The sequence below is a fragment of the Desulfoluna spongiiphila genome, assembly GCF_900101345.1.
Classification (GTDB): domain Bacteria; phylum Desulfobacterota; class Desulfobacteria; order Desulfobacterales; family Desulfolunaceae; genus Desulfoluna; species Desulfoluna spongiiphila.
This window is the reverse complement of the sequence record NZ_FMUX01000029.1, coordinates 41,055-61,822: the sequence shown is the minus strand read 5'-3', so window position 1 is coordinate 61,822 and position 20,768 is coordinate 41,055. Positions and strand designations below refer to the sequence as shown.

Below are 20,768 nucleotides of genomic sequence, written 5' to 3'. Positions count from 1 at the left end.
ACTGATGATACAGATTTGGACAGCACTTATCGCTATGTTGATCATCAAGTTCCTTCAGGCAAAATCAAAGTTTGGCTGGTCACTGTCAAATCTGGTTGCCTTTTTGAGGTGGAACCTGTTTACACACCGGGATTTGTGGGCCTGGATAGACCAGCCATATGATGTGCTACCACTTGAGCCTATGTCAGTACAGTTAATGCTCCCATTTACGTGAGTTGGACAGCAGGCAAAATAATGGGACCTGTTTTTCAAGAATTGAACAACATCTACTAATCACAGGGGACTCTCGAAGAAAATTATTCTTTGAGAGGCTATTTTGGACAGTAGTGTTTTTGTAACTATTCAGCTTGCCTTCGGCGGGTCGCTTTTTTGAAATAAAGCTCCGCAAAAAACGTTTCTAATGTGAAAAAGTGGAAATTATTTCGGCGGAGCCCGGAAAGGCTTGCTTAAGACCTGTTTGTTAAACTTTTTAAAAGTTTAGCCCCCGGCAGGGCCGCCGGAGGCGTTTTTAAAACCCCAGCTCTTCGCCCACAACAAAAACGGTCACCTCGGTGAGCATGGGCTTGCGGTGGAGGATGGTGGTGATGTTGCAGATGCGCATGGGTGCGTTGCAGTCGGAACAGACGCCGGTGACGGCGCAGGGGGTTTCGACCCCCAAACTCTTGGCGCGCATGGGGCCGGCCACCTCCCGGATGCGACGCAGGGCCCCGTGGAGGCCCGAAGCGATCTTGTTGATACCCGCCACCACCACCACGCGGGAGGGGCCGAAGGCCATGGCGCTGGTGCGGTTGCCGATGCCGTCCACGTTGATGATCTCTCCGGTCTCGCTCAAGGCGTTGGCGCTGGTAAAAAAAAGATCGCAGCCTTGCTGGCCCTTTCTCATGGCCAGGGTCTCGTCATAGGAGAGATCCGGCCTGTGGTGATCGTAGACGGTCTTTCCCATCTCTTCGGCCAGGGCGTGCAGGCCTAGGGAGCGAACGGTATCGGAACCGCCGAAGCCCACGGTATCCGCCGCCTCCAGGAAGGGTTTTACCTTTTCAGACACCTCCGCTCCGGTTTCCAGGTAGTGGGCGTCAAAGCGGTGTTTGGACAGATTTTCCACGCAGCGGTGGGCCCGCTGCTCAAGAAGCCATGTTTTTTCGTCTGAGGCCATGCCTCTCTCCTTTCGGTCAAGGGTCTTGTGGTTCGTCCGGCACCTTCAGGGCCACGGTGTGCCGCACACGGTAAACGGCCCCTTTGGGCGTGAGCCGGCTTTCATACAGGCACACCCGGTCCATCTCCCATGCAAGGGGCATGATACGCCCCCGGGCAAGACCGGGCAAGGGCGTGCCCGGGTTTCGGACGCGGCCCAGGGTCACATGGGGCGTAAACTTCCGTTTTTCCCGGGGCACCCCTTCATGGAAAGCCCAGCGCTCCATACGGCTCGCAAGCTGCCCCAGAAGATCGCCGCCCTCCACACGGGCAGCCACCACCCGCGGGCGTCCGGCCCCCGGAAACAGGGCCACCCCGTCGCCCACAGACGCCGGCATAACGGGCCAGCCCGCCAGGGATTCCGAAAGACTCCGGGCCAGATGCGCCACACGACCCCGCCCGACCTCCCCCAAAAATTTCAGGGTCAGGTGAAGGTTTGCCCCGGGCACCCACCGCACCGAATGCCGGGGCACAGTCCCGGCCAGCCTTGCCTGGTCCTCAGAAAGGCTCCTTTGCACCGCATGGGCAAGGGGAATCCCCACAAACAGGCGACACATCGGTTCAACGGCCATACGTCCTCCAACACGCGATCAGGGAAGGGGCGACCCTCCCCCTTTGGATTCCTCCAGGATCAGATACCCCTCATCGTCCATGGGAGGATAGGGTTTCCCCTGCTTTTTATAATAAGGAACCAGCCTGGGGTACCCCCACTCAAACAACAGGGTCCGATAGGTCTCATCATCCATGGCGCGCTCCTCGTACATACCCTTTGCCAACCGCTGCCTCTGGGCTTCATAGAGAATAAGGGCCGTGGCCACGGAGACGTTCAAGGACTTCACCATCCCCAGCATGGGAACGATGACCGACCCGTCGGCCTTTTCCACGGCCTCCTCGGTGATGCCGTCGAGCTCCGCGCCCACCACAATGGCCGTGGGCTGGGTAAAATCAACGGATCGAAAGTCCACGGCCCTTTCGTCAAAATGGGCACACAAAATGCGAAGCCCCTTGCTCCTTAAGTGGGCATAGGCCTCGTCCACGCTGCCGTGACGTTTGACCCCCACCCACTTCCGGCTCCCGCTGGCCGCCTTTGGCCGCAGGACCACATCCTGCATCTCGCTGATGGCGTGGGTCTCAAAAACCCCCACCGCATCGCAGCTCCGAGCCACCGCCGCCAGGTTATGGGGCTTGTGCACATTCTCCATCACCACGGTCAGGTCCATCTGACGGCTCGTGAGGATGGCCTTTAACTTCTCAAAACGTTCCGGTGTCATCCGTGTTCTTCCATTTCGTATTCATATCACTGCAGGCCGGTACGGCCCGCACACTGTGTCATTTTAACCAACAGACAAAAAAGGGCAATGCTTCAGCTTATACCTATGCCTCAGGCGGCCCTGCCGGGGGCCAAACTTTTGAAAAGTTTGACAAACAGGTTTTAAAAAATCGATTCAACCCAATCTAAATCAAAGGCACATGTGATTTTCCCTGGGGAACGAAGGGGAAAGCGCATGTGCAACCAGCTTTCAAGGTGGCACACCTTGCCGCCGGAGGCATCTTTTTATTTTTTTCCCTGAGCCCTCTGTGCCTCTGTGGTTCACCCGACGTTAACCATAAAAGGCCATGTGTTAAGCCTGGCTCAACATATCGGTGTCTCCGGTACCTGATAGGCCGGCGGGAGGCTCTTGAAGAGTCGGGGATCCCCCACCCCGCCGCCCTGGGCGTGGGCAAGGTCGGCCACGGGCAGGCCCACCGACTGAACGGAAAACAGGTTGGCTCCTTCCTGGCGATAGAGAGTCCGCCGCCAGGGTTCGTAGTAGGGAGAGACCGCCAGGCTGCCGCCGTAAAATCCCGTGTTGCAGATCACCACATTGCAGAAGAGGGTTTTGGAGAGGGCATCGGCCAGGTGGTAGAAGGAGTCGATGTCCCGGTTGTAGGCCAGCACAAAGAGATGGTGAATCCGCCCCCGGTAGATGGCGTAGCGTTCCACATCCATAAAATCGTAACAGATACACACCCCGATGCGCCCGTAGGCCCCGGCATCGATGATCCACACCGCCGGGTCCGGCACAAAGGTGTTCCCGCTCTTTTCGATGCCGCTCGCCTCCGGGGGCGCCATAAAACTCTTGCCGAACCAGAAGGTGCTGCACCGCCCGGCCTGGCGGGGACTCAGCCAGTGCCTCGGCACAGTGACCACGGCCCGGTTGCGCACCTGCCCGGCCCCTGGGTCCACCAGATAATCCACCCCGGTGACGGCGGCCACCCCGCTGCGCACGGAGAGCCGTTTCAGGCTCTCCAGGCGGTGCACGGGAAGGGCCAGCTCCGGCATGATGATAAAAGACGGGGTGGGTCCGGCCTGGGTGAGGATGCGGAACCCCTCCCGGATCTGGTGCCAGGCGCGATCCCCCTCGGCCCGGCTCATGCGGGGCCCGTTGCGCCAGGCCGCCCGGGCATCGGTGGTGGTCTGGATGAAGCCCACCCGCAGCGTGGGCCGGTAGCCGCCGTGGGCAAGGTCCCGGGCTGCGGTGGCGTGGTGAACCATGGAGACAGGAATCAGCTGCCGGGCGTGGCGGGTACGGCCCCCGGCCTGATGGTATTCAAGGGTTTTCATGGCCCCTTCAACCAGCGCCAAAAACGTTTCGAGATCTCCGCAGGCCGGCGGGTCCAGACGGGCGTCGTCCCCTTTGGGATCGTTTGCCTGCCGCCTCAGGATCAATGTCTCCAGCTGCCGGGGCTCCAGCACGCCCAGCAGGAGCCGACGCGTCCCGGATGAAATGGAGAGGGACTCCACAAGGCCGTGCATGGGGACATCCGTCAGGTGCCCGAAGGGATGGGCCAGGTACCCGGGCAGGTCGAATCGACGCCTGAGAATGCCAAGGAGCAAGAGAGCCAGGCTCCGCGTGGCACCCCAGGCCCGGGCCCTGTCCTCCAGTGCCTCCACCGGGGGAAGCCCTTTGTTCCCTGCAGTACCGGAGGAGATGCGCGGCAGGGTCTCGGCCACCTGCCTTCGCCAGGATTCCCAGGAGGAGGACACGGCATCATCCCCTGCCCAGGCCGTGGGGACAAAGACCTCTTCGGGCCGGAGAAAGCGAGCCCCCCGGTCCATGAGGCGGCGACACGCCTCCCGTGCGATAAAAAGGGCGGTCCACTCCGAGGCCCTGGGATCGGAGCGTTCGGCCGAATCCGGGGCCAGGTCTCTCACCCAGTGCACCAGCGAGAGTTCCCCCGGCTCGGGTGAGACGCCCCTGCACTCCGGCCGGAGCGGCCCTCGCTCCTCGGAGCGGTGCTGGGCCATGTAAAACCGAAACGCGGCGATGCCTTCGGGGTCGGGCGTCTCAGGCCGAGCCTCGGCGGGAAGCGGGTCAAGGCCACGCTCTTCCAGGAGTTTCCCTGAAGCGCCCAACGCCTCCCCAAGGGCCCGTCGCGCCGAAGCCACCAGGGACGAGCCATGATTCCCAAAGCCCAGGCCTTCCCGGGCCACGGCCTCAAGAAAGCCTCGAGCCTCGGCCCTTTCTGCATCCAGGCGACGGGTATCCAAAAGAACCCGCATGCAGATTCCCACCTCGCGGGCCATGCGCCCCAGAAGCAGGGCGACAAGATAGGGGCCGTGGCTTTGATCCTGGGGAAGTCGGTCCAGCAGCGGAGCCAGGGTGGTGAACCCGCTGCGACGCATGTGGCCCAGGGCCCGGCTCCAGAGGGCCGGCACCCCGGGGTTGCGCTCTGCCGCCTCCAGAAGGACCAGCAGGCTCCGCTGCCTCTGGCGCACCGAGGCCATGCGTTGCCGGTAGAGAAGGCGCCCCGCCTCGCCCTGGGAGGCCTCGCCGCCCCCCCGCTCCAGGGAACAGACCACCGAATGATCGGGCTCCGAGGCATCCGCCGCCCGGCGGGAGAGAAGGGCCGAGGCAAAATCGATGCGCAGGCGCTCGGAAATTCCGGTGCCGGCAAAGGGATCCAGGAGAAGGGTTTCCAGGCGGGCGATGTGCTCGCGTTTTCCCGCGCGGTCAAGGAGGGTGTAATCGGTGGTGTGGATGGAGGCCATGGCCTCGACGGGTCGGGTCACCTCGGGCAGTGGGTTGATGGCATCCAGCCGCACCCCGTGGTCGGAGGCTGCCCCCTTCGCCCCCAGGCCTTTTGGCAACAAGGTCTCCCGGTGGATTGTCCCGAGGCCTGCTCCGGCCAGCAGGCTTTCATAAAGATCGATCCAGCGGGCCAGGCGGTGGGGGTCCCGGGCAATGATCACGTGCTCCGCGTCATGGCGGAAATGGGCCACGGCCCCGGTCATGCCTTCGGCCTCAAGGGAGGATGCCACGGCGCGATCTGCCGGCAGCATGCGGACGTTATTGAGAAACCCGGAGACGGCAAGCTCGTCGGGCACCCCGTGGGGGCCGAAGGAGAGCATCTGTGTGATGGCCGTAACCGCCTCTTCTCCGATCTCCCCTGAAACGGATGAGAATCCCCGCAGGGTGGCGGCCACAGGGTCCACCCCCGTGGTATCCAGGACAAAGCTGGCCCAGTAGAGGCGCCTCACCGGGCCCTCTCCCGACGATCCGGTGAGGTAAGGCGTGGATTCATCCAGAAGGATGCGCCCTTCGTCTCCCCGGAAAAAACCGGGAATGTCCAGCTCACTCTGAAGGCCCGTCATGGCCCGGGTGGCCTGGAGGATATGACGACGATACGCTGGCCAGACCCGGGTGGGGTGGCGATAGAGACAAGCCGGGGACCGTCGGTGCCACCCCTCTCGGTACCGGGCCATGCCCCCTCGCCTGTCGATCCACTCGGACCGGTGCAGGCGGCTGCCGTAGCTCCACAGGGGCATCAGCGCCTCCACCGTTGGCCCCATGGCCTGGACCATGGCAATCCAGAGCACCTGATCCATGGGATCGATACGGCACCCCATGCCGGAAGGGGTCTGCACAGGAGAAACGGACCGGGGAGAGACATCCCCGTGGGCAAGCCTTTTTTTCAGTGCCGTCACCACGGCGGGAGCGTCTGCGGCCATGCGCACCAGGGCCCCCATATCGGCCCACTGCCCATGCCACATCTCATGCCGGGCAAAGGCCTGAAACGCCCAGTAAAGGTTTTCCGTGTATCCGGCTTCCTCAAGCACCCTGCACCCCATGGCCTTGCCTCCCTGTAGAACATCCACGCCGTATTGCCGCTTCTTCCCGTCGGTTACCCCATATACACCGGAAATCCCGAGACATCAACGACCAATAAACACCCGCCTTGACACTGCGGCGAGCCATCTTTTATACTCCCCAGTTACATACAAAGTACCCGGAAACCCACCGGCCTGAACCCACAGCGCCGATCACCCCAGGGCTCGGGTAAAAGGTAAAGATGCACATAGACAGCCCGGGCCAGATACCTTTTCGGCACGGTGCCGCAGGGCGTGGTTGCATCATTTATTTTTTCTCAGCCCCTATACACTGCAAGGAGCCCGACCATGACCGACTCAACCATCCTGGATGCCGTAAACGCCTTCACCACAAGCTGGACCGAGACGGACACACGCATGAAAGAAGCCTTCCTCAGCCTCAAGGACTACCTCGACGCCAAAGAGGGGGTCACCCTGGATTTCCACAGCCGCCCCGGCGTCAGCTACTCCCTCAGGGCATGCCACGCGGCCCAGACCGAGCGGGACCTGTTCGTCATGGTGGATGTCATTGACGACGACCCCGACGAGCGATGGCTCTCCGTCTGTTTTTACGGGGACATGATCACCGACCCGGACGAAGAGGGGGACCTCATCCCCGACGGCTTGAAGGGAAGCGACGGCTACTGCTTTGACATGGATGAGTTCGATGCGGACAAGGTAGCCTACCTCAAAGCCCGCTTTGACGAAGCCTGTGCCAACGCATCTTAAAATCAGGTGTAACTATTCAGCTTATGCCTCCGGTGGCCCTGCCGGGGGCTAACCGTTTACCCGATTTTATAAAGATGAGTTTAACAAACAGGTTTTAAAAATCTTCTTGAGTGAATTTTATTTTAAAGGCGGATGTGATTTGACCCGAGGAACGAGGGGCAAAACGCATCCGCAACCTGCTTTCAAGGTGGCACACCTTGCCGCCGGAGGCTGTTTTTTTTTAACTGAACAGTTACAATCAAACAAAAAAAAGGCGAGGGGCCTTGCCGGCCCCTCGCCTTTTTTCATCTATTTTCAATCAATAAAAGACAGCCCTGCCACCCACGGTTAGGCGGGAATATCCTTCCGTGTTTTGGGCACCGTGATCTGCCTTTTTTTCGGGTCTTTGTGGGGACGGTAAAAAATCGACATGTGGCCGATGGTCCCTGCCAGGCAGCTGTCCGTGCGATCCTTGAGCTCTTCGGAGAGGACCTGCTTGGACTCCTTCTCCTTGAAATCAATGAACTTGACCTTGATCAGCTCATGGGCGTTCAACGCCTCCTCCATGGAGAGGATCACGGCATCCGTCACCCCTTTTTGACCTACAAAAACAACGGGCTTGATGCCATGGGCCAGGCCCCGTAAATATTTTCTCTGAAATCCCTGAAGCTCTTCCACTTTATCTGTTTCTCCCGGGCCCTTTGGGCCATATGGTTCCGGCGCCTCGCCGGCTTGTGCGCCACGGCGCATCTTTGGGGTACCGACCGCTTCTACGAAAGAACCGGCCTTCTCTGTTGTCTATCCATGTGTCCGAGGCCCCGTTCGTGAGGCACGGGCCCGGCCCCGATAAGGGGGAAACATCCGAATCCCGCATCATACATTTGCCCGTCTTCCATGGCAAGACAACCCTGTCAATTCTCCTTGATAAGTCACATTTCGTCTGGTATACTGGTGTTAACTTTACGGTATATCGTTTTCATTTCTGGAAGCCATACACAGCTCAGCTCAGCTCGAACCCTTCCAAACAGCGATATCTGTCACTAGAGGTTTTATCAAAGCCCCTTCCACACAAGTTGGATCAATCCGTCACAATTCGGAGCTGTACCTTCCTCTATGGATATTTTTGCGCACGATGGAAGTGACCACTTGCATGCGGGTAAGGGAAGTTTAAACGCAACAATCAGGATTCTTGGACATGATGGACAATAAATCAAAGTTTCTCAAGCTGAAAGAAGGAGAGCGGGAGGCTCGACGAGAGATTCTCATTGAAGCCACCCTGGAACTTTTCGGCAAGAAACCCTTCGATGAGATCGGCGTCAGGGACATTGCAGCCGCTGTCGGCGTCTCCCCCGCATCGATGTACCGGTATTTCCCCAGCAGGGAAGATCTCTTTGTGGAGGCCTTCATCAAGGACCTCCGGGAGATGGAAAAATGGCTCGGGAATCTTTTGGAATCAAACGAGGAGCTGACCCTGGAAAATTTCTCGGAATCGCTGATCAGGTACCTGATCGACCGAGAGCCGACCTTCCAGATGATGAGCTACCTCATGATCAAGGGATCCATGACCCCGGACCTGCTCCGCAAGTACAACGGCGTCCAGCGCGCCATGCTGAACAAGTTTGAGAAGGTGCTGCAGCGAAACGGCATTGCCTGTGCCGACCGTATTCACGCCCACGCCTTCTACGCCTCCCTCAACGGCATCCTGATGACCTTCAGGAACTACCCCGGCAGGACCCGTGAAGAGATCGAAAAGCACGTCAACCGACTTTCCGCCCTTCTCTGCAAAATGCTTCGCGCCGCCAGCGTCGAAGATTAGCCGCCCCTGGGCCATGGGCCCAGCCCCGCGGCACCCCGCCACGCAAACCAAGCAGGCCGTAAGGCCTGCTTTTTTGTTGGGCGACGGCCGTTACCGAATCCCCAACTCCGCGTTAAGGTCTGCGCACAGGCCTGTCACCATCCCCTTGATAGCCTTTCCATCCACCTCCAAAACCGGCACCGCCCCCATGAGGGCGTTGGTGGCCATCACCCCGTCCATGGCAAGCAGATCGGCTACGCCCAGGGGCTCACGGGCCACCGTGTACCCCCAGGACTCCAGCACGGGGAGCACCAGGGACTGCATCACCCCCGGGAGCACATGGGGCGATGCGGGAAGGATCACCCGGTCCCCGGAGAGGGCCAGCAGGTTGGCCGTGGCCAGCTCCGAGACCGTTTTATCTCCGTTCATCAACAGGGATTCATCAGCCCCCATCTCTCCGGCATAGGCCAGGGCCTTGAGGCTCAGGAGGTAATTGAAGCTCTTGTGATCGGCCAGTGCCGACGTCCGGGGTGAGGGAAAAGAGACCAGGCTGAGCCCCGGCTTGTCCAGCACCTTCAGGCGATGGGTGTACGGCCGGGCGGTGACGGCCACGTGGCCGCCGAAGGCAAGGCCCTCACCCCGCCCCTCCCCCACCATGATCTTCACCGCCGCGGTGCGGTCGGCAAGCCCGTTGGCCTCCACAACCCGAGAGATAATGGGTTCCCAGGTCAAATCGGGCAGGGCCCCGCCAAAGAGCCCGGACCAGCTTTTATTGAGGCGCGCCAGGTGACGGGCGAGAAACGGGGCCTGCCCCTTTTCCACCCGCAGGGTCTCAAACACCCCGGCTCCGTACTGAACGGCCCGGCTCATGACGGGAAGCCCCGCAGCCGTTGCCGGTGCCAGGCGGCCGTCCAGCCAGACCCTCTCCTCCGGGCCCCTGGCCGAGGGGCTGCCGGTAAAGGCGTTCATGAGGGTCTCTCCTTTGTGGAGGGTCTCATGATACTCCGCCTCGGGATCGGAGTCGTAGACCACGCCGCCGCCCACGGAGAAGGTCACCCGACCGTCGGAAACCGTTGCGGTCCGGATGGCGATGGAAAGATCCATGGTGTCGTGGAAGCTGACGTACCCGATGGACCCTGTATAGATATGGCGGCGGTCGGTCTCCAGCTCATCGATGATCTCCATGGACCGGATCTTGGGGCAGCCCGTAATGGAGCCCCCGGGAAAGGTGGCCCGAAGCAGGTCCACGCCATCGGCGGCATCATCGAGCTGCCCTTCCACAATGGAGACGAGGTGAAACACGTTTTTGTAGGCTTCCACCCCTTTGTGCTGGGTCACGGCAACACTCCCCGCCCGGCACACCTTCCCGATATCGTTTCGCATCAGGTCCACGATCATGGAGAGTTCGGCATCGTCCTTGGGGCTCGTTTCCAGCTCATGCCGCAGGGCATCGTCCTCATGGGGGGTCTTGCCCCTGGGGCGGGTCCCCTTGATGGGACGAGCCTCCACGGATCGGTGATCCAGCTTGAGGAAACGCTCCGGGGAGGTGGAGACGATCTGGTGGGAACCGGCCTGGACATAGGCGAAAAAAGGGGCGGGGTTGGCGGCAAAAAGCTCGGTAAACAGGGCGTAGGGATCCCCGGAAAAGCCCCCTTCAAAGCGCTGGGACATGTTCACCTGGTAGATGTCTCCGGCGCGGATGTACTCCTTGACCCGCTCGATGGCGGCCATGTAACCGGGCATGTCAAAGTTGGACACAAAGCCACCGTCCCCGCCGAAACGTCCCGGGGCGGGCAAGGGCCCAGCCAGTCGCTCGGTGAAGGCCTGCTCGGTGCGGTGGAGTGCGGCCTCTGATTCCCCTGTCACCCAGAGGGAGACCTCCCCGGTGCGGCGGTCCTTGACCACCAGGGCCCTTGGGGCGGTAAACCAGAGCTGGGGGAGCTTCCGGCGGTCCAGGGTGGTGCGGGGAAGTTTTTCAACGGCGTCTTTCAGATCGTAGGCAAGGTAGCCGAAGAGGCCCGAAGCCACCGGCCCCCATCCCTGGCCTCCCTCCAGGGCAAACCGCCTGGAAAGGGCCCGCAGCGCATCGAAGGGATCCGCGGTGAACCGCTCCTGTCGCCCCCCGGCGGAAAGGGTCATGGCCTGGCCGTACCCCGAGAGGGTCAGCCAGGGCATGGTGGCCAGCATATGGTACCGGGCGGAATCGAGTTCCCCTCCGCTGAGCAGCACCACGGTGCCCTCGTCCCTTGCAAACCGTGAGGCAAGGTCTTCAAAGGATTCCTTCAACGTCAGCGCTCTGCGCTTTACCACCAGGCCGTCCGGCCATGAATTAAAAAGCCTGTCCAACACCTTGGGGCCTCCCTGCTGCTCCGCCGGGTTCGCACCGACGCCATAGATTGAGTGGCTACGCATTGCCCCTGTTCAAAGGGCCGAGATTGAGAAAATTGGCGACCATGGTCCGGCCGTGGTCTGTCATGAAGCTCTCCGGGTGGAACTGCACCCCCCACAACGGGTGGTCCCGGTGGGCAAGGCCCATGATGACCCCGTCTTCGGAGTGGGCCGTCATCTCCAGGGGAGCCTCGTCGGCCATGTCCACCATGAGGGAGTGGTACCGCGCCACACGCACCGGGGAGGGCACCCCCTGAAACACCCCGGTGCCGGTATGGGCCACGGGGCTCTGCTTGCCGTGCACCGGCACCGGGGCCCTGACGGTTTTCCCGCCGAAGGCTTCATTGATGGACTGCATGCCGAGGCAGACCCCCAGGATCGGCACCCGCGTGTAAAAAGCACGGATCATGGGAATGGAGATCCCGGCATGGGCTGGGGATTTGGGACCCGGACTGATGAGGATGTAGTCAGGAGACAGCACCTCGGCCTGGCGAAGGGAGATGGCATCGCTTCGGAACACCTTGGTGGTGAGCCCGGGAACGCCTTTGAACATCTGAACCAGGTTGTAGGTAAAGGAGTCGTAGTTGTCGATAACAAGCAGTGTGGCCACGTCCACCTCACATAAAAAGGGATTCACGGTAGACAAATTGGATGCGCATCGCCCCGATATCCACGGTGTCGAATTCCCGGAGCTTCAGGGACGTCTTCAAAGGTTCCCCGTTGACGCGCGGGCGTTTGAACCCGCTGATGTAATTCACCTGAAAGCCCTTGGGCATTTTGCTGATGGTAAAGGAGACCTTGCCCACCCCAAAGCCCGACACCACGATATCGCAGACAGGGTCTTTGCCGACCTTCGTCACCTTTTTGGTCAGGGGAATTTCACCGTTTCCGCCCTTCAGCACGGAGAGGTAGGCGTTCACATCCGCCGACGGCACCGATGCCCTGTGCCTGCCGGCGTCCATCACCACGGTCTTGTCCAGGGGGGCCTGCTCTTTTTCCGGCCGGGCTTCCCCCTTGGCATATCCGAAAATCAACCGGTGACGCCCGATGACGACGCTGTCGCCATGTTTCAACTGACCGGTGGTGATCATGATGCTGTTTAAAAACGTCCCGTTGGTGCTTTTGAGGTCGGTAATAAAATACCCGCCTTCCAGGCCGTCGATTTTGGCGTGTTTCCCCGACACCGCGGCGTTGTCGATCACCACATCGCTCTCGGGGTGACGCCCGATGGTCAGGCTCCCCCCCGGCTCTACCCGGTGTCGACTGATCACCCGATCTTTGTACTGCAGTTGAACTACCGGCATCGATTTATCCTTTCATCATGCCCCACCGCGCCGCGCGCGCGTTTTCATACCGGGCAAAAGGGGCCCGAACACCCGGCGAAGCCATCGTGCCACACCCCTTCTTGCCCCCACCGTCACCACCACCACGGTGATGTTGTCGTCCCCGCCCCGATCTTTGGCCAGATCCACCAGGAACCGCGAGGCATCCCCTGCTGAAAAACGGCGCACCGCATCGAGGATCTCCTCTTCAGAGACCCGGTTGCTCAAGCCGTCGGAGCAGAGCACAAACCGATCCCCCGGATAGCACTGACTCTCGCACACATCGGCCACCACCTGCTCGTTCACCCCCACGGCGCGGGTCAGGACATGGGTGTGTCCGGCCCCTTCATCGCCCGGGGAACCGGCCGACAGGGTGTGCGGCACGGAGACCATCTCGATGGTCTGGCCATGGACGCAGTAAACCGGGCTGTCCCCCACGTTGGCGGACACAAAGGTACCGCCGCAGATCCAGACCGCCGATACCGTGGCTCCCATGCCGTCACAGGCGGCCTCGCTCCGGGCCGCATCCCACACCTTGCGGTTGGCGTGGCCGATGGCGTCTACAAGGCACGAAGCCGCCGGGGAGAGCCCGGACGGCGACGGGGATCCGAGGCCGCTTTCCCGGTATGTCGCCCGGTGGATATGCTCCTGCATGCCTTCCACCACCAGCCTGCTGGCCACATCACCGGCCCTGTGTCCCCCCATGCCGTCGGAGACCACATAGAGTTTCAACGCATCGCTGACAAAAAATGCGTCTTCGTTCCGGGACCGTTTGCATCCCACGTCGGTAAGGGCGGCATGTTCCACGCGCATGGTCATCAAGCCTTTTCGCATCCGATGGGGCCCCCGGTATCACGCAAGGGGGCCTTGAAAACAAAGCATCCAAAAAGTTTACGATAGATAGAGTTTCTAAGGCTGCGGCCTTGGTACAGGGGTCAAGGTAATACGTTCAAACACCTTAAACAAGCCCAAACAGGCCGTCACGCAAGGTGAACGCGCTACCCTCAGGCGCCCACCGACGCCCCGGGTTGTGAAAAATAGGTCATGGAGATCTTCTTGAGCTCCTGCTTGCTGAAAAGCACCCGGTAGACGGACACCCCGGCCTCCTCGGAAATACGGCGTGCCGTGTCAAGACAGGCGTCGCGGCTGGTGGCATGGATCATGGTGTAGAGATTGTACGGCCACGCCTCGGCAGGGTTCCGCCGATAGCAGTGGGACACCTCTTTGTAAGAAGCCATGGTGCTCCCCACCTCCTCCACACGGGCCTCCTCCACCTGCCAGGCCACCATGGCGTTGGCGGTGAACCCCGACTTCTGGTGGCGCAGGGTGGCCCCGAACCGACGGATCAGGCCCTTGTCGTGCAACCTGTTTAAAACGGTAAGAAAGTCCTCTTCGGTCATGTCCAGCCCCTGGGCCAGCACCTGATAAGGGTTCTCGCACACCGGGATATCTCCCTGGATGGCGGAAATCACCTGTTTTTCCTGATCGCTTAACGGCATGACGCCTCCTTTCCCTTCTCGGGAAAGAGGCCCAGAACCCCGTCCCCACTGGCCTCACACAGGCCTCGTTCCGTGATAAAGCCGGTCACCAGGCGAGCCGGGGTGACGTCAAAGGCGTGGTTCTCGCAGGCAGACCCGGCCGGCGGGACCAGCACCTGCACGAGTTTTCCGTCCACCTTTCCCTGAATGTAGCGGATCTCATCGGGGTTGCGCACCTCAATGGGAATCTCCCTGACCCCGTCGTCCATCTCCCAGTCAAAGGTGGAGGAGGGAAGGGCCACCCAGAAGGGAATGTTGTTGTCCTGGGCGGCAAGGGCCTTGAGGTAGGTCCCGATCTTATTGGCCACGTCCCCGGTCCAGGTGGTGCGGTCGGTACCGGTGATGACCAGATCCACCATGCCGTGCTGCATGAGGTGCCCCCCGGCATTGTCGGCGATGACGGTGTGTTTCACCCCGTGTTTGCCCAGCTCCCAGGCCGTCAGGCGGGCGCCCTGGTTCAAGGGCCGGGTCTCGTCCACCCAGACGTGGACATCGATGCCCCTGTTGTAGGCCTCGTAGATGGGAGCCGTTGCCGTACCGTACTCCACACAGGCCAGCCACCCGGCGTTGCAGTGGGTAAGAATGTTGACGGTCTCTCCCTTTTTCTTCCGGCTGATCTCTTCGATGAGGGCAACGCCAAACTCCCCGATGAGCCGGCAGTTCTCCGCCTCCTCATCGGTGATGGCAGCCGCCTCTTCCCGGGCCGCGCGAACCCGAGGGCCGTCACCGTCCACGGCCGCGATCCGTGCCGTCATCCGGTCCACTGCCCAGGCCAGGTTCACCGCCGTGGGGCGGGAAGCCTTGAGGCGCTTTGCCTCGGTCTCCACCCAGGCATCGGTCACCTGCCCCCCGGGTGCGTTGATGCAGGCGAGGTAGACACCCCAGGCACCGGTGGCACCGATGAGGGGAGCCCCCCGCACAAACATCTCCCGGATGGCGTGGATGGTGTCATCCACGTCCTTTAAGGGGGCGATCACCAGCTCGTGGGGGAGCATACGCTGATCGATCACATGGACTTCCAAAGGGTTGTCGCTGCTTAGCCAGATGGGGCGCATCTCTTTGCCGTCTACCTTCATAGGGACCTCATATCTATCGTGGGCTCCCCCCGTTGACGGGGTGAGCAAGGGGGCCGGAACAAAAATATTGTCTCATATCACGTATTAACGTATAAGCCTTATTACCATAATTCAAGGGCCTCGTATAGCGGTATCCGGCGGTTTTCAAGGGAATCCGGGACACCGGAACACCACCGGCGTTTGCCTTCCGGTGCCGGGAAAAACGGCAACCGGCCCGCTTAAAAATACCTCAAGGCACCATGCCATGGGATCGGTTGCGCACGTTTTTTTTCTGTGGCCTGACCCCATAGTACGGCATGGGGCCACAGACATTCCCAAGGAGATGCACATGATTCAGGTGGGTATCATCGGCGGATCGGGACTCGACGATCCGAACATCCTGCAACAGGCCGAAGAGGTCACCCTCACCACCCCCTTCGGCGCGCCCTCATCCCCCATTACCCGGGGCGTCATCGACGGCCAACGGGTCCTGCTCCTGGCCCGCCACGGCCGGAGGCACCAGTACAGCCCCAGCCAGGTGAACTACCGGGCCAACATCCACGCCTTGAAAGAGCTGGGCGCCACCCACATCGTGGCCACCACGGCCTGCGGCAGCCTGCGCGAAGAGATCGACCGGGGCCACTTCGTCATCCTCGACCAGTTCATCGACTTCACCCGCAAGCGGACCAACACCTTCCACGAGGACTTCTCCGGGGGCGCCGTCCACACCGGCATGGCCACCCCCTTTGACGCCCATCTCCGCAAGGTGCTCTACGAAACCAGCATGACCCACGGAAACCACACCCACGAAAAAGGAACCGTGGTGACCATCGAAGGTCCCCGCTTCTCCACCCGCGCCGAATCCCGAATGTTCCGCGCCTGGGGTGCCGACGTCATCAACATGAGCGTGGCAACGGAAGCGGCCCTGGCCAACGAGGCAGGCATCCCCTACGCCGCCGTGGCCATGAGCACCGACTACGACTGCTGGAAAGAAGACGAGGCCCCCGTCTCCTGGGAAGAAATTCTCGAGGTCTTCCACAAAAACACCGACCGGGTCAAAGGACTGCTCACCAAGGCCGTCCCCAGGATCGGCGAAGCATAAAAATCGAAATAAAAGCAGCCCTCTAAGGGTAAAGATAACAGGGTCAAGGGGGCTCATAAAAAAACAAAAGCAATGCCTCCGGCGGCGAGGTGTGCCACCTCGAAAGCATTTGCGAATGCGCTTTCCCCTTCGTTCCTCAGGGAAAATCACATTCGCTATTGATTCGGATTAAATCGAATCTGTTTTTAAAACCTGTTTATTAAACATTTTAAAAACTTAGCCCCCGGCAGGGCCGCCGGAGGCATACGCTGAATAGCTACAAAATGACACCGATTCAACCCGCCCCCGGTGGGTCATTTTTTAAACACACGCAATAACCCCATACAGGAATAACCATGAACATCAAAGAGACCATTCGCTCCATCCCCGGCTGGCCCATTGAGGGCGTCATCTTCCGGGACATCACCACCCTCATGCAGGACCCTGACGCCTACCGAAAGGCCTGTGACCTGTTTTACGAACGCTACAAAGACAAAGGCATCCAGAAGGTGGTTGGCATCGACGCCCGGGGGTTTGTCTTTGGCGCGGTTCTGGCCTACCAGCTCGGTGTCGGTTTTGTGCCGGTGAGAAAAAAGGGGAAACTGCCCTGGAAAACCATTGAGGAGTCCTACGCCCTGGAGTACGGGGAAGCCGAAGTGGAGATGCACGAAGACGCCATTGAAAAGGGCGAGAAAGTGGTGATCATCGATGACCTCATCGCCACCGGCGGCACCATTGAAGCGGCCATCAAGCTCGTAAGCAGCCTGGGCGGCGACATCGTGGAGTGCGGGTTTATCGTGGAACTTCCCGACCTGGACGGCCGCGCCAAAACCGGTGACACCCCCATCTACGCCATGTGTGAGTTTGAAGGCGACTGATCAGGGGTAAAGCCCAGGGCAAAGGAGATCTCGCCGGCGGTTCGCATGACATCGGTGGCAATGGCCGGCATCTCCTCCCTCTCCAGAAGCTCCGGTGCTCCGGAGACGCTGATGGCTGCGCAGGCCCGCCCGCTGTGATCAAAAAGGGGGGCACTGATGCAGGCAAGGCCCATGATGTACTCCTCGGACTCGCAGGCATAGCCCAGGCCCCTGGCTCGCGTCAGCTCATCCCGCAAGGCCTTCTCGTCGGTGAGGGTTTTCGGGGTCAGGGGAACCAGCCGGGTCTGGGAAAAATAGGTAGCCAGGGCCTCGGCAGGCAAGGTGGAAAGCATGGCCTTTCCCACGGCCGAACAGTAAGCCGGAACCTTGGGTCCTAAATTGGTAAAGGGGGGGCACTGGTCATGGGGAAACCTGTTCAGGGTCACCAGGACCATGTCCCGGTCCCAGATGGCGATGCGGGACATCAGGGAGGTTTGCCGCGCCAGGCGCTGCACCGCGGCCCCGCCGATCTGGTTCACCCGGAGGTGGCTGATGACACAGGTCCCCAGCTCGTAGACCCGCAGCCCCAGGGCGTATTTGCGGGTCTCATCGCTCTGGCTGAGGAAGCCCTCGTCGGCCAGGGTCTGCACCAGGCCGTGGATGGTGGGTTTGGCAAGGCCCAGCAGGCGGGACATCTCGGTAATGCCCAGGGAAGGCTGGGCCGGGGTGAAAAGGGAAAGTATGTCAAGAGCCCGCTTTACCGATTGAATCGTCATGATCGCCTCCATGCAGCACAAAAACTGTTTCCGTCGGCGCCCGACAGCGGCGCACCCCGCCAACCCCTTTATGTTCCAGCCAATCCGTTGTAGTACATTCCGCCGGGCCCTGTCAATTGCCCCCTGTGCCGCCCCCCATCTCAACCATTTGAAATAAAACCCAAAAGAGACAAATCACGCCCCGCCTGAGCCGTTTGCGTTCCAGCCGTGATTCCCGATAGACGGTGCTGCCGGTTTTTACCCCCTCAGTACTGGCGAGACGGGCCCTTCACCTTGACACCGCACCCCAAAACAAGTACAACCGTCCATGCGTTTTTACCCGACACAACTCTCAATTTTTTCAAGGAGATGACCACCATGTTTGGAATGGGGATGCCCGAAATCCTCCTGATCATGGCCGTGGCGCTCATCGTCATCGGCCCCAAAAAGCTGCCGGAGCTGGCCAAGACCCTCGGCAGAGCCTTTGGAGAATTTCGCAAGGCAACAAGCGATCTCAAGGAGACCTTTACGGTGGACCTGGAGACCCCTTCCACCGAAAAGGCCGGTGGTGAAATGAAAAAAGTGACCCTGGCCGCCAACGACGACGCCTCCCCCGACGCCGACATGCCGAAACCCGAGACGCCGGACCACACCGAGGGATAGCCTTCAAGGAGGCCGTCCCCCGAGACGATACCCCTCGCTTCGCCCCGCGAAGTCACCCCTAAAGAGACACGGACCATGCAGGAAGAGGACAAACTCCCGTTCACCGATCATCTGGAAGAGCTGAGAACCCGGCTCATCCGCTGCTTTATCGCCATCGCCATCGGAGCGGCCGCGGCCTACGCGTTCAAGGAGGTCATCTTCAACCTCCTCACCCGGCCCCTCATTGAGGTGCTCCCCGAAGGCGACGCCATCATCTTCACGGGCCTTCCCGAGGCCTTCTTCACTTACCTCAAGGTCTCTCTCCTGGCCGGACTGCTCCTGGCCAGCCCGGTGATCATCTTTGAAATCTGGATGTTTATCGCCCCGGGGCTCTACAAACGGGAGAAGTGGGTCATGGGCCCGGCCGTGCTGCTCTCCGTGCTCTTCTTCACCGGTGGGGCCCTGTTCGGCTACTACTTTGTCTTCCCCTTCGGGTTCAAGTTCTTCCTGGGCTTTGCCTCGGAGTCCTTACGGGCCCTGCCCACCATGAAGGAGTACCTCTCCTTTGCCTCCAAGCTGCTCATGGCCTTCGGCCTGGCCTTTGAACTGCCCATCTTCATCACCATCCTGGCCGTGCTGGGCCTGGTGACCCCCGCTTTTCTCAGAAAAAACCGAAAGTACGCCGTGGTCTTTTTTTTCATCTTCGGCGCCATCCTCACCCCGCCGGATGTGGTCACCCAGATCCTGCTGGCCACCCCCATGATCCTCCTCTACGAGCTGAGTATCTTCGGGGCCATGGCCTTCGGCAGGCGCCCCCTGGGAGCCACCGATGACGAGGATGAAGAAAAAGATGAGAATCAGGACGCCGAACCCGCTGTAAAAAGCGATGGGGTGGCGCCCAAAGAGGATGCCTAAAATAAAAAGGGCCTCCCTTTGCAGGAGGCCCCGTTGCAGATCATCCTTACAGCCAGACGTCGCCTTCCATATTTATTAGGGCGTCGTGGACGGCATCGGCCACTCCAGACGGGGTGAGGCCGTCGGTGGGGATGACGATGTGGGCGCGATCCATGTACAGGGGGTGGCGCTCCTGGTAGAGGCTCTCCACGCTCATGCCCGGCTGGATCACCACGCCCCGGGCGCCCAGATCGCTGAGCCGCTCCATGAGAACGGCAAGGGGGGTGTGGAGGTAGACGATGACCCCATGGTCGGCCAGGTGGTCCATGGCCCTGGCTCCGTAGATGACGCTTCCGCCGGTGGCAATGACCGTGCCGGTGGCATCCATCTCGCAGAGGAGCCTCTCTTCGATGCCCTTGAACCGGTCCAGCCCTTCGTCCCGGATGATCTCGGAGAGGCGCCGCCCCTCCCGGGTCTGGATGTAGACATCGCTGTCGGTAAAATTCAGGCCCAGTCGCTTGGCCAGGATCACCCCCACGGTGCTCTTCCCTGCGGCGGGCATGCCGGTAAGTACCACGTTTTTCTTCATCACTGTCTCTCTCCTGCCGTAACCTCTCGTGAATCAAAAGCTTAAAAGAAGCCCAGAATACCCCATTGTCCCCATCCTTTCAAAGGGTCCTTCACAAAGAACAAAAAAATGTGCCTTCACCTTAAAGGGGCTCCTGTGCATTAGCCTTGACATGGCCGAAGGCGATCCCATAGGGTATCGATACCCCATCGCCCGACGGCGGTGAGATCCAAACGTTAAACACCTTAAGGAACTGGCACCATGACAGTCACCCTCTCCATCGTGGGCACATCGGGGTCCGGAAAAACCACCCTCATCACGCGCATCATCCCCCTGCTGCAGCAAAAGGGATACCGGGTGGGCGTCATCAAGCACACCGCCCACGGGTTTTCCATGGACCATGAAGGAAAAGACAGCTGGAAGCACCAGCAGGCAGGAGCCGATGCCGTGATGGTGGCCTCGGAGACCGCCTATGCCCTGGTGAAAAAAGTGACGCCGGTGCGACTGGAAGAGCTGGAAGGACAGATGAAGGACCTGGATCTTATCATCACCGAAGGGTATAAGGGATCGGCCCGCCCCAAGATCGAGGTGCACCGCACCGAAACCGGCAAGGCCCCTTTAAAGGGTCTTACAAAACTGGTGGCCCGCATCACCGATGCCCCCCAGGCCGACGGCCTGCCATCGCTGGATCCCGACGATCCCCAGGGCGTGGCCGACTTCATTGCCACCACCTTTTTGGAATAAAAAGCCTCCGGCGGCCCTGCCGGGAGCCAAACTTTTGAAACGTTTGATAAACAGGTTTGAAAAAACAGATTCAGTTCAATCTGAACCAAAGGCGAATGT

20 protein-coding genes are annotated in these 20,768 nt (G+C 60.5%); 7 read left to right on the top strand and 13 right to left on the bottom strand.

Going from position 1 to position 20,768, the window contains the following annotated elements:
• Positions 1–508: 508 nt before the first annotated feature.
• From BLQ12_RS25080 to BLQ12_RS25065, 4 genes are all read right to left on the bottom strand, one after another.
• A complete protein-coding gene (locus BLQ12_RS25080) occupies positions 509–1,153 on the bottom strand; it encodes a lactate utilization protein (RefSeq protein ID WP_092215435.1) in 645 nt (214 codons plus the stop codon).
• A gap of 16 nt (positions 1,154–1,169) precedes the next feature.
• On the bottom strand, positions 1,170–1,763 hold the full coding sequence (thpR, locus tag BLQ12_RS25075; RefSeq protein ID WP_092215433.1) for an RNA 2',3'-cyclic phosphodiesterase: 594 nt from the start codon (positions 1,761–1,763) through the stop codon (positions 1,170–1,172).
• Between the two features lie 18 nt (positions 1,764–1,781).
• Positions 1,782–2,462, bottom strand: a complete 681-nt coding sequence (gene trmH / locus BLQ12_RS25070; RefSeq protein WP_092215432.1) for a tRNA (guanosine(18)-2'-O)-methyltransferase TrmH — start codon at positions 2,460–2,462, stop codon at positions 1,782–1,784.
• Positions 2,463–2,824: 362 nt separating this feature from the next.
• Positions 2,825–6,304 carry a hypothetical protein gene (locus BLQ12_RS25065; RefSeq protein ID WP_092215431.1) on the bottom strand — a complete coding sequence of 1,160 codons (3,480 nt, stop codon included), beginning with the start codon at positions 6,302–6,304 and terminating at the stop codon, positions 2,825–2,827.
• Positions 6,305–6,631: 327 nt separating this feature from the next.
• Between BLQ12_RS25065 and BLQ12_RS25060 the strand changes: the two genes are divergently transcribed.
• The gene (locus BLQ12_RS25060; RefSeq protein WP_092215429.1) at positions 6,632–7,051 is read left to right on the top strand and encodes a hypothetical protein; all 420 of its coding nucleotides are present in this window, start codon (positions 6,632–6,634) and stop codon (positions 7,049–7,051) included.
• A gap of 327 nt (positions 7,052–7,378) precedes the next feature.
• Here the strand turns inward: BLQ12_RS25060 and yhbY are convergent, their stop codons facing one another.
• Entirely contained in the window at positions 7,379–7,708 is a 330-nt protein-coding gene (yhbY, locus tag BLQ12_RS25055; protein ID WP_139164110.1) for a ribosome assembly RNA-binding protein YhbY, read from the bottom strand.
• A 517-nt stretch (positions 7,709–8,225) separates the two neighbouring features.
• Between yhbY and BLQ12_RS25050 the strand changes: the two genes are divergently transcribed.
• Positions 8,226–8,846 carry a TetR/AcrR family transcriptional regulator gene (locus BLQ12_RS25050; RefSeq protein WP_092215426.1) on the top strand — a complete coding sequence of 207 codons (621 nt, stop codon included), beginning with the start codon at positions 8,226–8,228 and terminating at the stop codon, positions 8,844–8,846.
• Positions 8,847–8,936: 90 nt separating this feature from the next.
• On the opposite strand, the gene pabB is transcribed toward BLQ12_RS25050, so the two are convergent.
• The 6 genes from pabB to mtnA form a co-directional block, all read right to left on the bottom strand.
• Positions 8,937–11,237, bottom strand: coding sequence for an aminodeoxychorismate synthase component I (pabB, locus tag BLQ12_RS25045; RefSeq protein ID WP_092215424.1), 2,301 nt, complete (start codon positions 11,235–11,237; stop codon positions 8,937–8,939).
• The gene (locus tag BLQ12_RS25040) at positions 11,230–11,823 is read right to left on the bottom strand and encodes an anthranilate synthase component II (RefSeq protein WP_092215422.1); all 594 of its coding nucleotides are present in this window, start codon (positions 11,821–11,823) and stop codon (positions 11,230–11,232) included. Before BLQ12_RS25040 ends, pabB begins: the two co-directional genes overlap by 8 nt.
• A 7-nt stretch (positions 11,824–11,830) precedes the next feature.
• Entirely contained in the window at positions 11,831–12,517 is a 687-nt protein-coding gene (locus BLQ12_RS25035; RefSeq protein ID WP_092215420.1) for an FHA domain-containing protein, read from the bottom strand.
• A gap of 15 nt (positions 12,518–12,532) precedes the next feature.
• Positions 12,533–13,369: a protein phosphatase 2C domain-containing protein gene (locus tag BLQ12_RS25030; RefSeq protein WP_092215418.1), complete on the bottom strand. Its 837-nt coding sequence runs from the start codon at positions 13,367–13,369 to the stop codon at positions 12,533–12,535.
• 170 nt (positions 13,370–13,539) lie between these two features.
• Positions 13,540–14,034 carry a siroheme decarboxylase subunit beta gene (gene ahbB / locus BLQ12_RS25025; protein ID WP_092215414.1) on the bottom strand — a complete coding sequence of 165 codons (495 nt, stop codon included), beginning with the start codon at positions 14,032–14,034 and terminating at the stop codon, positions 13,540–13,542.
• Positions 14,025–15,149, bottom strand: coding sequence for an S-methyl-5-thioribose-1-phosphate isomerase (gene mtnA / locus BLQ12_RS25020; RefSeq protein WP_092215412.1), 1,125 nt, complete (start codon positions 15,147–15,149; stop codon positions 14,025–14,027). Before mtnA ends, ahbB begins: the two co-directional genes overlap by 10 nt.
• 328 nt (positions 15,150–15,477) lie before the next feature.
• Here mtnA and mtnP point away from each other — a divergent pair, with 328 nt between their 5' ends.
• Together mtnP and BLQ12_RS25010 are read left to right on the top strand one after the other, a co-directional pair.
• A complete protein-coding gene (mtnP, locus tag BLQ12_RS25015; RefSeq protein ID WP_092215411.1) occupies positions 15,478–16,230 on the top strand; it encodes an S-methyl-5'-thioadenosine phosphorylase in 753 nt (250 codons plus the stop codon).
• A 335-nt stretch (positions 16,231–16,565) separates the two neighbouring features.
• Positions 16,566–17,087, top strand: coding sequence for an adenine phosphoribosyltransferase (locus tag BLQ12_RS25010; RefSeq protein WP_092215410.1), 522 nt, complete (start codon positions 16,566–16,568; stop codon positions 17,085–17,087).
• On the opposite strand, the gene BLQ12_RS25005 is transcribed toward BLQ12_RS25010, so the two are convergent.
• Positions 17,057–17,842: an IclR family transcriptional regulator gene (locus BLQ12_RS25005; protein ID WP_175470060.1), complete on the bottom strand. Its 786-nt coding sequence runs from the start codon at positions 17,840–17,842 to the stop codon at positions 17,057–17,059. The two genes, BLQ12_RS25010 and BLQ12_RS25005, sit on opposite strands and share 31 nt — an antisense overlap.
• Positions 17,843–18,199: 357 nt before the next feature.
• On the opposite strand from BLQ12_RS25005, the gene BLQ12_RS25000 reads away from it, so the two are divergent.
• Together BLQ12_RS25000 and tatC are read left to right on the top strand one after the other, a co-directional pair.
• Positions 18,200–18,484 (top strand): twin-arginine translocase TatA/TatE family subunit, encoded by a 285-nt coding sequence (locus BLQ12_RS25000; RefSeq protein WP_092215438.1) that lies wholly within the window; start codon positions 18,200–18,202, stop codon positions 18,482–18,484.
• 75 nt (positions 18,485–18,559) lie between these two features.
• Positions 18,560–19,378, top strand: coding sequence for a twin-arginine translocase subunit TatC (tatC, locus tag BLQ12_RS24995; protein WP_092215408.1), 819 nt, complete (start codon positions 18,560–18,562; stop codon positions 19,376–19,378).
• Positions 19,379–19,424: 46 nt separating this feature from the next.
• Here tatC and BLQ12_RS24990 read toward each other — a convergent pair whose 3' ends face one another.
• Positions 19,425–19,946 (bottom strand): shikimate kinase, encoded by a 522-nt coding sequence (locus BLQ12_RS24990; RefSeq protein WP_092215406.1) that lies wholly within the window; start codon positions 19,944–19,946, stop codon positions 19,425–19,427.
• A gap of 240 nt (positions 19,947–20,186) precedes the next feature.
• Here BLQ12_RS24990 and mobB point away from each other — a divergent pair, with 240 nt between their 5' ends.
• Entirely contained in the window at positions 20,187–20,669 is a 483-nt protein-coding gene (gene mobB / locus BLQ12_RS24985) for a molybdopterin-guanine dinucleotide biosynthesis protein B (RefSeq protein WP_092215404.1), read from the top strand.
• Positions 20,670–20,768: the final 99 nt, after the last annotated feature.

Coding starts and splice junctions, on each gene's coding strand:
- BLQ12_RS25080 (WP_092215435.1), bottom strand. CDS start 1,153: ATGGCCTCAGACGAAAAAACATGGCTTCTTGAGCAGCGGGCCCACCGC.
- thpR (WP_092215433.1), bottom strand. CDS start 1,763: ATGGCCGTTGAACCGATGTGTCGCCTGTTTGTGGGGATTCCCCTTGCC.
- trmH (WP_092215432.1), bottom strand. CDS start 2,462: ATGACACCGGAACGTTTTGAGAAGTTAAAGGCCATCCTCACGAGCCGT.
- BLQ12_RS25065 (WP_092215431.1), bottom strand. CDS start 6,304: ATGGGGTGCAGGGTGCTTGAGGAAGCCGGATACACGGAAAACCTTTAC.
- BLQ12_RS25060 (WP_092215429.1), top strand. CDS start 6,632: ATGACCGACTCAACCATCCTGGATGCCGTAAACGCCTTCACCACAAGC.
- BLQ12_RS25050 (WP_092215426.1), top strand. CDS start 8,226: ATGATGGACAATAAATCAAAGTTTCTCAAGCTGAAAGAAGGAGAGCGG.
- pabB (WP_092215424.1), bottom strand. CDS start 11,237: ATGCGTAGCCACTCAATCTATGGCGTCGGTGCGAACCCGGCGGAGCAG.
- BLQ12_RS25035 (WP_092215420.1), bottom strand. CDS start 12,517: ATGCCGGTAGTTCAACTGCAGTACAAAGATCGGGTGATCAGTCGACAC.
- BLQ12_RS25030 (WP_092215418.1), bottom strand. CDS start 13,369: ATGCGAAAAGGCTTGATGACCATGCGCGTGGAACATGCCGCCCTTACC.
- ahbB (WP_092215414.1), bottom strand. CDS start 14,034: ATGCCGTTAAGCGATCAGGAAAAACAGGTGATTTCCGCCATCCAGGGA.
- mtnA (WP_092215412.1), bottom strand. CDS start 15,149: ATGAAGGTAGACGGCAAAGAGATGCGCCCCATCTGGCTAAGCAGCGAC.
- mtnP (WP_092215411.1), top strand. CDS start 15,478: ATGATTCAGGTGGGTATCATCGGCGGATCGGGACTCGACGATCCGAAC.
- BLQ12_RS25010 (WP_092215410.1), top strand. CDS start 16,566: ATGAACATCAAAGAGACCATTCGCTCCATCCCCGGCTGGCCCATTGAG.
- BLQ12_RS25005 (WP_175470060.1), bottom strand. CDS start 17,842: ATGACGATTCAATCGGTAAAGCGGGCTCTTGACATACTTTCCCTTTTC.
- BLQ12_RS25000 (WP_092215438.1), top strand. CDS start 18,200: ATGTTTGGAATGGGGATGCCCGAAATCCTCCTGATCATGGCCGTGGCG.
- tatC (WP_092215408.1), top strand. CDS start 18,560: ATGCAGGAAGAGGACAAACTCCCGTTCACCGATCATCTGGAAGAGCTG.
- BLQ12_RS24990 (WP_092215406.1), bottom strand. CDS start 19,946: ATGAAGAAAAACGTGGTACTTACCGGCATGCCCGCCGCAGGGAAGAGC.
- mobB (WP_092215404.1), top strand. CDS start 20,187: ATGACAGTCACCCTCTCCATCGTGGGCACATCGGGGTCCGGAAAAACC.